This is a genomic window from Algoriphagus yeomjeoni (genome assembly GCF_049821175.1).
In the GTDB taxonomy this organism is placed as follows: Bacteria; Bacteroidota; Bacteroidia; order Cytophagales; family Cyclobacteriaceae; genus Algoriphagus; species Algoriphagus yeomjeoni_A.
Map to the genome: position 1 here is coordinate 536,492 of NZ_CP187512.1, position 12,028 is coordinate 548,519.

General features: G+C 41.7%; 7 protein-coding genes. 3 read left to right on the top strand and 4 right to left on the bottom strand.

Annotation, left to right across the window (positions count from 1 at the left end):
- Positions 1 to 4 precede the first annotated feature (4 nt).
- Positions 5 to 850, top strand: a complete 846-nt coding sequence (locus ACPUEN_RS02050) for a lysophospholipase (protein WP_425638175.1) — start codon at positions 5 to 7, stop codon at positions 848 to 850.
- 9 nt (positions 851 to 859) lie between these two features.
- On the opposite strand, the gene ACPUEN_RS02055 is transcribed toward ACPUEN_RS02050, so the two are convergent.
- Positions 860 to 1,345, bottom strand: coding sequence for a VOC family protein (locus ACPUEN_RS02055; RefSeq protein ID WP_425638176.1), 486 nt, complete (start codon positions 1,343 to 1,345; stop codon positions 860 to 862).
- A 96-nt stretch (positions 1,346 to 1,441) separates the two neighbouring features.
- The gene (locus tag ACPUEN_RS02060) at positions 1,442 to 3,595 is read right to left on the bottom strand and encodes an alpha-glucuronidase family glycosyl hydrolase (RefSeq protein WP_425638177.1); all 2,154 of its coding nucleotides are present in this window, start codon (positions 3,593 to 3,595) and stop codon (positions 1,442 to 1,444) included.
- Positions 3,596 to 3,770: 175 nt separating this feature from the next.
- Between ACPUEN_RS02060 and ACPUEN_RS02065 the strand changes: the two genes are divergently transcribed.
- Positions 3,771 to 6,980 (top strand): UvrD-helicase domain-containing protein, encoded by a 3,210-nt coding sequence (locus ACPUEN_RS02065; protein ID WP_425638178.1) that lies wholly within the window; start codon positions 3,771 to 3,773, stop codon positions 6,978 to 6,980.
- Entirely contained in the window at positions 6,973 to 9,837 is a 2,865-nt protein-coding gene (locus ACPUEN_RS02070; protein ID WP_425638179.1) for a PD-(D/E)XK nuclease family protein, read from the top strand. The genes ACPUEN_RS02065 and ACPUEN_RS02070 overlap by 8 nt, the downstream gene beginning before the upstream one ends.
- Here ACPUEN_RS02070 and ACPUEN_RS02075 read toward each other — a convergent pair whose 3' ends face one another.
- The gene (locus ACPUEN_RS02075; RefSeq protein WP_425638180.1) at positions 9,838 to 10,461 is read right to left on the bottom strand and encodes a hypothetical protein; all 624 of its coding nucleotides are present in this window, start codon (positions 10,459 to 10,461) and stop codon (positions 9,838 to 9,840) included.
- A gap of 7 nt (positions 10,462 to 10,468) precedes the next feature.
- On the bottom strand, positions 10,469 to 11,710 hold the full coding sequence (locus ACPUEN_RS02080; protein ID WP_425638181.1) for an LVIVD repeat-containing protein: 1,242 nt from the start codon (positions 11,708 to 11,710) through the stop codon (positions 10,469 to 10,471).
- Between the last annotated feature and the right edge of the window lie 318 nt (positions 11,711 to 12,028).

Consider the following 12,028-nt stretch of genomic DNA (forward strand, 5'->3'; position numbering starts at 1 on the left):
ATTCATGAAACATCTAGAAACTGCCTACAAAACACATGATGGTATTGAGCTATACCTCCAAGCCTGGATGGTTGATACTCCTAAAGCATCGTTATTGCTAGTCCACGGTTTGGGAGAGCATAGTTCGCGGTATTTGCATCTGGTTGAAAAACTGAATGCTGCAGGTATTTCGGTTTTTACTTTTGATGGGCGAGGTCATGGCAAATCCGCTACAGGAAAACCAGACGCTTACTTTGAATCTTATGAGGATTATTTGAAGGATATTGAAGCCCTTTTCGGAAAAGTCAAATCCTTCGTGCCTGGTTTACCTGCTTTCCTTTATGGGCATAGTATGGGAGGTGGTTTAGTAGCGTCTTATGTTTTGGATTATAAACCTGAAGCTGCTGGAGTAATCTTGAGTTCGCCTGCAATAAAAGAAGCAGAAGGAACCTCCAAGTTGCTGATAGTACTAGGAGGAATTATGAGTAAATATTTTCCAAAGTTCAAAGCGTTAAAGTTGGATGCTCAAAAAATATCTAGAATTCCCAGTGAAGTTGAGAAATACCTGAATGATCCATTGATCTACACAGAAGCAGTTCCTGCACGAACAGGGAACGAGCTATTGAAGATGATGCGAAGCATTCAAGTAAAGGCAAATGATTTTAACCTTCCTTTATTGTTGATTCATGGCTCTGAAGATGGTCTGACAAATCCAAAAGGATCGGAGATGTTAATGCAAGCTGCCAAATCAAAGGACAAGACATTCCGAGTTTTCAAAGGAGGATATCATGAACTGATAAATGATTCCGATCAAGAAGAAGTAATGGATACGATGATGAGATGGCTCAAAGAGAGAATCAAAATCTCTTAAATCTGTGATTTAGATTTCTTTCATTAACCCATTAATATCCAATTGCCTTGTGTACATCATGACGCTTCCGTCCGAATTCATAGGCCACTTTTCTCTTGGGCGATCCCAGTACAATTCCACACCATTTTCGTCTGGATCATCCAAATACAAAGCTTCAGAAACTCCATGATCTGCAGCACCAGTGAGAGGGTACTTTGCATCAATCAATCTTTTAAGCAACACGGCTAAATCACGTCGCGTTGGAAGCAAAATAGCGGTATGAAAAAGTCCAGCCGTATTCTTCGGAGCCGGCTTTCCGCCTTTACTCTGCCAGGTGTTCAATCCAATATGATGGTGATATCCTCCTGCAGAAATAAATGCCGCGTCCTGTCCGTACATAGTTACCAACTCAAAGCCGAGTAGTCCTTGATAGAAGTCTAGGGATTTCTGGAGGTCCGAAACTTTGAGGTGTACATGGCCGATTCGTGTGGCAGCGGGGATGGTGTAGTCATTCATGATTTTGAAGTTTGAGATTTGAAATTAACCGAACTGCAGATCGTTTAGTGCCAAATTCCACGAAAATTTCAAATCTCAAATCAACAATCTCAAATTCTATATCCCCGGAGCATTAGGGAACTGAAGGCTTTTGTAATACTCCAAATCTCCTTCTGGCTGCTCTATATCTTCCGGGAAAGGACGTTTTGAGAATGTTTGGAAATAGAGCAAGCAGGCATTTCTCCACCACTCTGCTTCTTCTTCCTGTACTTCAAGAAGTTGACGAACATGGTCAAACTCTGCTGGATCAATTTCGGATTCCAAACTCGCCCAAGTTTCCTGCATTTTCCTCACTTCTTTTACGCCCCGATCATAACGATAGGCTATCCCTTCCCAAAGCGTATTGCCATCTTTTAGTTTGTAATCCCAAGGCAGATGATGAAACCAAAGCAGGTATTTCTCGGGAATCTGATTTGGATCTGACCAAGCCTTAGCAACTTCAGGAGCATATTGATCTAGCGCTCCGCTGCCTTCAGTTGTTCTATCAAAGCCAATTCCCAAGCTATCTGCATTATGATAATACGGAGCAGTCCAGTCAGCTCTTCCACCCATCACCCAAGGTCCAGGGCCATAATGATGACTTCGACCCATGATATGATGCAGACCGAGCGGAGTCATGAAATCCACAGCAGCTTCGTGCGATTCGAGCATGATTTCTTCAACTTTACTCAATACCTCAGGATTGGTTCCGAAAGTCAATTTTATCCATTCTTCTGCTATTTGCTCAGATTCTAAGCTTGGATCCCATGCCTGTCGCCCAAAGGCATACCAGTTTGACTGACCAAATAAATGTCCAGTCCAGTTTTGATCTGTTCCTATATTGGAGACTCCAGCGATTAGTGTCAGTTTTTGGCCTGTCCCTTCACCTTGCAGTAGTGATGCTACTGTAGATTCAGGCGTAGGTCGGTAGATTTTCGTTTTCAAAACCTCCTCCCACATAGGAGCCAGATAAACTAAGTTAGTTGCCTGACCGAGATACTCCTGAGTGATCTGGAACTCCATGCCCACGTTGGTCTTGTTGATAGCCCCATAAAGTGGGTGAACAGGTTCCCGGGGTTGGAAGTCTATCGCTCCATTTTTAACCTGTATAATTACGTTGTCTTTGAACTTGCCATCTAGAGGCTCGAATTCACGATTTGCCTGCATATGGCGATCTACGTCATCTTCATGTGAATATACAAAAGCTCTCCAGATCAAAACCCCTTTATGAGGAGCCAATGCATCAGCCAACATATTCGCTCCCTCGGCATGATTCCTTCCATATTCATGCGGGCCGGGCTGTCCTTCGGAATTCGCTTTTACTAGGAACCCACCAAAATCCGGAATGAATGAGTAGATCTCATCCGTCTTCTTTTTCCAGAAAGCAACCACTTCAGGATCCAATGGATCAGCCGTCTTCAAACCATCGAGTTGAATCGGTGCAGAGAACCGTGCAGTTAGAAAAACCTTAATTCCATAAGGCCTAAAAACATCCGCCAGAACCTTCACTTTCTTCATGAAATCCGTAGTCAAAATCAGGGCATTTGCATTCACATTTGTCAGAGAAACGGCATTGATTCCTATAGATGCATTTGCACGGGCATAGTCTATGTAGCGTGGATCTACATAACCAGGAAGCTTATGCCAATCCCAAATGGAGAAACCCGCATAGCCTCTTTCGACAGTACGATCTAGGTTGTCCCAATGGTTTAACATTCTCAGTTTAATCTTCGGACTGTCAGATGATTCATTAGAACTATCAAAAGTGTTACTTTGGATAGAATTCAACCAATTGTATACTCCATAAAGTACCCCAACTGGTTGGTTACCTACAATTGTGTAGAAAGATTTTCCATCCAGTTCCACCATTCCTCTCCAATACCCATCTGTCCCAAGGGCTTTGATTTGCGCTTGCTGTTCGAGTGAAAGCACCTGCGAAAGTTGCTCTCTGGTACCGATCCAAAGTTTTGTGTTTTGAAGCCTCTCTTTAGTGTAAACTGGAGCTTTGCCAAGCATACTTTTGGAAGCTAGATTTAGCTCATTTCGTATGGCTACGTATGTCGGGTTTTCCCCGAAAAAATAAACCCCAGAGAGCAAAGGTTCGACTTGAGATTTTAATTGTGAATCGCTGATCTGCTGATAATCCAGCCAAAGTTTGTAGCCATCATTTGCTAAAGATGATGCAATGAAGCACAGCCAAAGTAAGGCAGTGAGGTAAATAGGTTTGTTCATAGGTTTATTATTTATGCAGGGTAAAATATCGGAAAATTGATGCTAAAACCAAGACTTTTCTATTTCTTAAGGTAGAATGTGCAGGAGTTTTAATCTGACAGTTTTCGTCAAACCTGACTTTTCTTTGTCTTTATATTACTTCACTCCCGTATCTTAGTTCTCTTACTTTTTCTTTATGGAGCAGAAACCTTTCATTATTTACAAATCTTCCGCTGGCTCGGGCAAGACTTACACGCTGACGCTGGAGTATCTCAAACTTGCCCTGCAAAGTCCGCATGCTTTCAAGCAAATTCTCGCTGTCACTTTCACCAACAAAGCGACTCAGGAAATGAAGGAACGGATAATCGAAGAGTTGAAAAGACTACGGCATCAAGTGAAGCCGGATGAAAAGATGGATGGAGAATTGATGCGTTCTCTCCATGTGGATGAGTCTGGGCTTAAGCTTTTGGCTCAGCAGACGCTAACTGCGATTCTCCATGATTACGGTAGGTTTTCTGTGAGCACTATAGATAGTTTCTTCCAAAAAGTAGTTCGAGCGTTTGCCAGAGAGATTGATTTGAATGCAAAGTTCGATGTAGAATTGGATCAATTGGCTGTATTGGAGCGGGTAGTGGATCGTGTAGTTATGCTGGTCATGGAAGATGAATTCCTGCATAAATGGCTGGTGGATTATGCGTATGAGCAAATTCAAAATGGAAAATCTTGGGATATTCGCCGGAATATCCGAGGTCTTGGGCAACAGATTTTTCAGGAAGATTTTAAGAAATACTCTCCTGAAATTAAGGAGTTTCTGAAGGATAAGGAAAACATCACTTTACTACAGTCATTTGTTCGAGAGCGTAAGAGTGAGATTGTCAAAATTTCAAAGGAATTAGGAAGTCAAGCTGATTCAATTCGCATTTCAAATGGATTGGAATGGACAGACTTTAATAGAGGATTTATCAAAGTACTTGACAAGCTTGGAGATCGAACAAATCCACTTCCTGAGCTTACCCCAGCGACAATAGCCAAAATTGATAACCCCGAAAGCTGGCATACCAAAACAAGTAAGCAAACCGATGCTATTCTATCTGCTTACGATCAAGGCTTAAATCAGATCTTGAATCAGATTCTGGCATTGACAGGCAAGTGGAATACGCTGCAAGCCATTGCTAAAAACAGTTATGTTTATGGGGTTTTCAGGAATCTTCTAGACGAACTTACTCTAATCAAAGACGAGGAAAATATATTGCTTATTTCCGATGCGAATGAATTTCTAAAGGAAATCACCAAAGGAAATGATACACCTTTCATCTATGAAAAAGTAGGGAATCAATACAAGAATTACCTGATTGATGAGTTTCAAGACACCTCAGGGTTTCAATGGGACAGTTTCAAGCCTCTGCTAGAAAATTCCCTTGGTCAAGGCCAGACCAATTTATTGGTAGGAGATGTAAAGCAATCGATCTATCGCTGGCGAGGTGGTGAGATGAAATTATTGCTTTCACAGGTGGAGGATGAAATTGGAAAGGAAAGCATACAATTGGAGAATTTGGATACCAATTTCCGTAGCCTTCCGAATATCATCAATTTCAATAACGCTGTGTTTAGGGCTTTGCCAGCGACGATGGAGGGTGTGCTGAGCTCATCATATGGGGTAGAAAACCCTCAAATTCTTTCCGAAGCCTATGCCGACTCTTTTCAGAAGATTTCTCCAAAAAAGGAAAAGTCTGAGTTTAGAGGTAAGGTGAAACTGGAATTTATTGACCCGAAAGATGAGGAAGATGATGCAAAATTTGATGAAATCGCGCTAGACAAACTGCCGGTTTTGGTCATGGAACTTCAGGATCACGGGTATGACTTGGAGGATATCTCATTTCTGGTTCGGAGAAAATCGGAGGGGGAAGCGATTGCTGATTGCCTGATGAGTTACGCTGCGGCAAATCCGGATTTGCCTTACAGTTTCGATGTGCTCTCTGATGAATCCATGTATCTAAACAAAGCGGCCTCGGTAAAAGCTTTAGTCTCTGGCTTCCATTACCTGCACAATCCCGCCGATAAAGTTCAGTACAAAACCATGTGGTATTATCTGGCCGTGCTGATGGATGCACCGGTGGATCACGAGCTATTTGCCTTGGATAAGATGCCAGCCTTTCTGGAAGAGCAGGTTAAGCTATTTAAAGAAAAGGAGATTTTGATGCTTCAACTACCTCTGATGGAGGCTCTGGAGGAGTTGATCAAAGTTCTTGGACTGATGGAATTGGGCTTGGAAAAGGCTTATATCTCAGGATTCAAAGAAGCAGTATATGATTTCACAGCTAACAATCGGGCAGACCTGAGCGGCTTTTTGGAATGGTGGGAAATTAATCAGACGAAACGGACGGTGAAAATACCGGAAGGGCATAATGCTATGCGGATTCTGACTATTCACAAATCCAAAGGTCTGCAGTTTAAAGTGGTTGTAATGCCTTTTCTCAAATGGACGATCTTCGATACGAATAAAGGAAATGTGATTTGGTCGCCGTTTGAAGACCGGGAAAAGGGTCTTTCTGCTATTATTCCGTTGACATTAAGCGGGGATTTGGCCAATTCTGATTTCAGCGCTACTTATGCTGAGGAAGCGACTATGGCATATCTAGACAGCTTAAATATGCTTTATGTGGCGCTAACAAGAGCTGAGGATGTCTTTTTTGGTTTTATCCCCTACAAAGAAAAAATCGGGTCACAGAATACGATGGAAATTCAGCTTCAGCAATTGGTACAATCCCATACAGATCCAGAATCTAATTTGAGCTTGATTTCTCATTATGACTCAGAGTCAAAAGTGTTTGAGTTTGGAGATTGGCCTGAAAGTCAAGTAAAAACCCTACAAACTAAGAAAGCTCCAGAACTTCGCTGGGCTTATAAAAATTGGTCGGAAGTCCTCACACTCAAGAAATATGCGGTTGATTTTTCTCTTGAAGGCATGGAGCAGCGGAAGAAGCAGAAGTTTGGCTTGATAGTACATGAGATTTTGGAATTGTCAGCCGACAAAGCTTCTGCACAACAGAATCTGCAGTCATTTTATTTTGAGGGAAGGTTGAATGAGGAGGAAAAGCAACTCGTGGAAAGTCAGCTGGAAAAACTGTTTACAGATCCACTTTTTGCCTCTTGGTTTGGGAAATCAGGTATTCTATTGGCTGAACAAGGAATACTTCTTCCTGGAGGTAAGCAGAAAAGGCCAGATCGAATTATTTTGAATGAGGAGGAGGCGATGATTGTGGATTTTAAAACTGGTGAGGCTCAAAGCCGCTACGCAAATCAAGTGAGGGAATATATGGATTTGGTCTCAAAACTTTCTCAAAAGCCCACCAAGGGCTATTTATGTTATTTAGAAACTGGAGTAATTGAGGAAGTATATGCATAGTTTTTTAAGAAATACTGCAAAAGAGATCCTCGAAAGTGGAGTTGATCTGCAAAAGTTAACAGTGGTTTTGCCAAATAGGAGGGCAGGCTTGTTTTTTACCCAACATCTGGGAAGTCTGATTAGCGAACCTACTTGGATGCCAGAGGTGAAAACAATCGAAGAGATATTCTACGATCTCGCTGGAAATCGCCCTGCAGATGATCTGACCATGATATTTGAGTTGTATCGAGTTTATCAGGATCTTAATCCTGAGGCGGAGACTTTCGATCGCTTCTATTTCTGGGGAGAGATGATTTTGAAGGATTTCAATGACCTAGATCAGTTTATGGCAAATGCAGATAAACTGTATCATCATTTGTCAGAAATCAAAGAATTGGAATCTGATTTAAGTTTTCTGAACGAAAGTCAAGTTGAGTTAATTAGGCAATTCTGGTCTTCTTTTGTACGTCAGGATAGAGATCATCAGGAGAAATTTTTGAAATTCTGGCAGTTGCTTAGCCCACTTTATACCAGTTTCCAGGCTTCGCTTGCCGTATCTGGTTTGGCATATTCGGGCATGCTGTATAGAAAAGTAGCAGATTCTCTGGAGAGTATTCCGCGTCCCGAGAAAGTACATCATTTTATAGGTTTCAATGCTTTTACGGGAACTGAAGAAGCCCTGATCAAGCATTACATTACAGACTTTGGGGCGAAAATTTACTGGGATATTGACGCCTATTATCTGGAAGATAAAGCGCAGGAAGCTGGTTTGTTTTTCCGTGATTATCAAAAGGACAAGATCTTTGGGCCGACTTTTCCTGAGGAGATTCCAACTTACATAGAAGATAGAAAGGCAAGTATCAAGACCTACGCTACGCCTCTGAAAACCAATCAGGCGAATCTGGTGGGATCGATTTTGGAAAAGATTCCTGCAGGTGAAGCTTGGGAAGAAACAGTCGTGATTTTGCCAGATGAGCAGATGCTTTTTCCTGTGCTACACACTTTGCCTGAGCATGTGGATAAAGTGAACGTAACCATGGGTTACCCGGTGAAAAATGCGCCAGTTTATTCCTTTTTGGAAGCGGTGCTGGAGATGCAACGCTTCATCAAAGAAGAGGATGGGAAAATATTGTTTTATCACACAGCGGTCAAAAACCTCCTAAGCTCAATCTATCTAAAAAGTGTCAATCCAGGCTTTGCAGAAGAGTTGATGGCAGAAATGCAGCTTTTGAATCAGATTCATGTTTCGACAGAAAAGCTGCATAAAGGAGGCAAGCTATATCAATTGATCTTCCAGAAACTCGAGAATGATTCCCTTTTTCCTTACCTAGCCGAACTTATGGAAGCACTGGCTGAACGCTTGTTAGATGAGCCTTTGCAACGTTCTTATTTGTATCAGTGCTTCAAGCAGCTGACAAGATTACGGGAGATTTTTGCCGGACAGGATATTCTTACGATTAATAGGGAATTCTTCATCCGGCTTTTCCGTCAGGTCTTCCGAGAAGTGAAATTACCATTTGAAGGGGAGCCACTTCAAGGACTTCAAATCATGGGTGTGCTGGAATCCCGAAATCTTGATTTCAAACGAGTGATCATTTGCAATATGAACGAGGATAGTTTTCCGCCTTCCGCAGGTCTGAATTCCATGATCCCATTCAATATCCGCAAAGCTTTCGGCTTGCCCGTGCAGGAGCAAAATGACTCGATTTATGCCTACACGTTTTATCGATTGTTGCATAGCGCTGAGGAAGTTCACATGATTTATACCACGGCTTCTGATCAAGGAAAAGCTGGTGAAAAAAGCCGTTACCTACAGCAGATGGGAGTGGAGCTTGGCAGAGCGGTGGAAGAGGAAGTTGTATTTATTCCAATTGATCAGAAATCTCCCGAAGCGATTACTATCCAAAAGAATGATGAAGTGCTCCACTTGCTGGATAAGTATTTGATCGATGAAAATGGACAATCCATGACTTCATTTTCACCGTCTGCGCTAAGTGTTTTTCTGGATTGCAGGCTTAAGTTTTACCTACAGTATCTGGCTAATATTCAGGAAAAGCAGGAGGTCAGTGAGGAGATTGATGCCGCTGTTTTTGGAAATCTGGCTCACCTGAGCATGGAGATATTGTACCAGGATTTTGCGAAGCGCAAAGGTAGATCTGTTCTTGAAAAGGAAGATTTTGAGGAACTGCATAAGGCTTGGATTTTTCCTGCTATTGAAAAAGCTATCCGCCAGTTTTATCACTTGGAAGGAGAAGCTGACACCAAGTTGAATGGGCAAATGGCGATAGCTCGAGATGTACTTCAGAAGTACCTGCAGCAAATTTTGAAGATCGATGAGGAATCCGCTCCTTTCAAACTGATTTCTCTGGAAAAAGAGAAAAAGTACAAAGCTGCTTTGAAAATCAACACGGTATCGGGTGAGGAGTTGGTTTCCTTAAAAGGTATCATTGATCGTGTGGATGAGCATCATGGATCGGTAAGATTGATCGATTACAAATCTGGGCAGGACAATAAGACCTTTCCTGATGTCGCTTCACTTTTTGATAGAGAGAATAAATCTAGAAATAAGGCTGCGATGCAAACGATGTTTTATGGTTTGATCTACCAGGCGACTGTTCCTGAAAACATCCTTCCACTTAAGCCGGCGATTTTTAATCTGCGGGAGATGTTTAACGATGATTTCAATCCTTACCTACAAGAGAAATTGCCTAGGAAAAACGGAGTAGAGGTCAATGATTATCGCGAGTATGCCGATGAGTATAGTGCGGGTTTGACGGAACTATTGGAAGATATTTATAACCCAGAATCACCTTTCGACCAAACAGATGATTTGAAAAAATGCGGATATTGTCCTTATAAAGAGATCTGTGGGAGGTAGTTAAAACATCAACCCTGCACGGAATACAAAACTTCTATATAAATGTTCGGTTTCGTTTAAAGAGCTAAATCCAGGAGGAAGTTGGTCGGAAACGATAGTTTGGGCACCAGGTCCAGTCAAAAATCCTTGGAAAAATGAAATGTCCTGCCGCTTGTATGCCACGCTTAGCGAAAGTGCGGAATTGCCTTTGAGTGCAGGAAAGCTGAATCCTACCGAAGGGCTAAACATCAATCCCCCTCGATACCAGCTTTTGCTCCACTCATCTTCTTCTCTTTTTTCCAGCATAGCCGAACCAAAGCCCAGATCTATGCCGCCAAAAATCTTCGGTTTACCATCTTTTCCCAGAAACCCTCGATAGCCAAAGGCAAATGGAAGAATAGGAACACCATCGTATTGATCCAAACCTACGGAAAAACCTACTACATGACTTCGGCTGATTTTCATACCGTGAAACGTTAGGAGTGTTAAATCTGTACGCTCTTCATGATTTCCATCCCATTGTTCTGCACTTCGTCCATATAGAATTCCAATTTCAGTTTGCCCAAAATATTTCCCCTCCTGAGCCATACTTTCAAAACTCAGGAGTAGTAAACCAATAAATAAGAGGTAAGTTTTTCTTTTCATCTACCTGTTAATAAAACTTGGTAGGATTGGTAACTTGGATACAGCTAAGTTTTTTCAGTTTAGCAGGATTGCTGTAATCAAATTGGCAAACACCGTCCGGACCAATGACGATCAGTGATTTAGGTCCAGGAATCAAATCAACAGACCTTTGATCGGTCAAGAATTCAAGTTGATTTTGATCTATGTTCATGACGTCACTAGCATTGAAGCTTTTTAAACCGTGCGCTCCTTCCGCTATGTAAAGAAAGTTACCAGCCAAACCTAAACCATGTGGATTAAGCATTGGGTAAGATTTTTTTAGTGTGGGGTTGTACAAGTCATTTATATCGATGACGTGCAGTTCATCCACGCCATTGCATGCAGTTCCATTTCTGAGCGTCACAAAGGCAAAATCTTCGTTCACTACCACGGGATCACAAGCTCGTACATGCTCATATACCGCCATTCGTGTAGGGGAATTAGGTGTGCTCGCATCGTAAATGTGCATGCCTACATTTGACCCTATAAATAATTTATCTTGAAAAGGGAAAATAGTTTCTATTCCCCAACCCAAATCGATTGGTTTTACAAAAGTGGGATCGGCAGCTGTTTTCACATCAAATACCCGTAAGGTAGATTCGTCAACTGCATACAGATGACCGTTGGAGAGCGTAAATCTAGCCATGGATCCACCTGTGCCATAGCTTTGAGACGCTGCGGAGTAGTTAGCAGAAAAGCTCATGCTGGAATTCATTAGCCAGAACCCATCTCCTCGCCAGTTTGGATTTTCTGAAGTGAGTACTGTGTCTTTAAAGGTGATGATTTCCCCGGTTTGGTGGTAGTACATGTGCGTAAAAACATCTTCTATCCGTTTGATAAGCTGGATGTTAGAAATATTGCTGATATCAAAAGCTAACAGATCGACGTAATTATCAGCATAAAGGATATTTCCATTTACTGCCAAATCTACGTTACCTGCAATGGGAATAAAGCTTAAATTGACAGGGTTGGCAGGATTTTCATTGTTTAGAATGTGAATTCCCTTCGTCGGCTCATTGATAAAAAGATAATCTTCATAAATGTAGATTTTGCCAGGATTGTCCAAAGGCTTCGCGGGCTCGGTAGTGATGACTCTCGCCCTGATATCGCTCATTTCATAATACACTGGCATCATGGTGCGATACGTGTAGGTGGAGGTCATTTCATCTTGGCAGGAAGTGAAAACCAGCACTGACAATAGGAAAATCGCGGAAGAGTAGAGGGATTTCATAAAGCTCAAGTTTAGTGTAATAAAAGTATGTATTTGATAGACGAACCCAAACAATAAAGTGCTACAAGGTAGGTGGATAAAAGATGATAATTTTTTTAACATTTAATTTTTAGAACTAAATGTATACACCGAAGCTCGTCTTCAGTAATTCCTTGCTATTTCGATTAAGGGTAAAAATAGTGGGACAATAACAATTAATTAAACATTAAAGGACCTCTTAGGTTTTTCTGGTGTAAGAGAAGCTTTCCTGTCTCAATTATAAACCTTTAATCATAATCTTGGCGCGTGTTTTTCAGGTTTTTATACCTTCACGCTTAA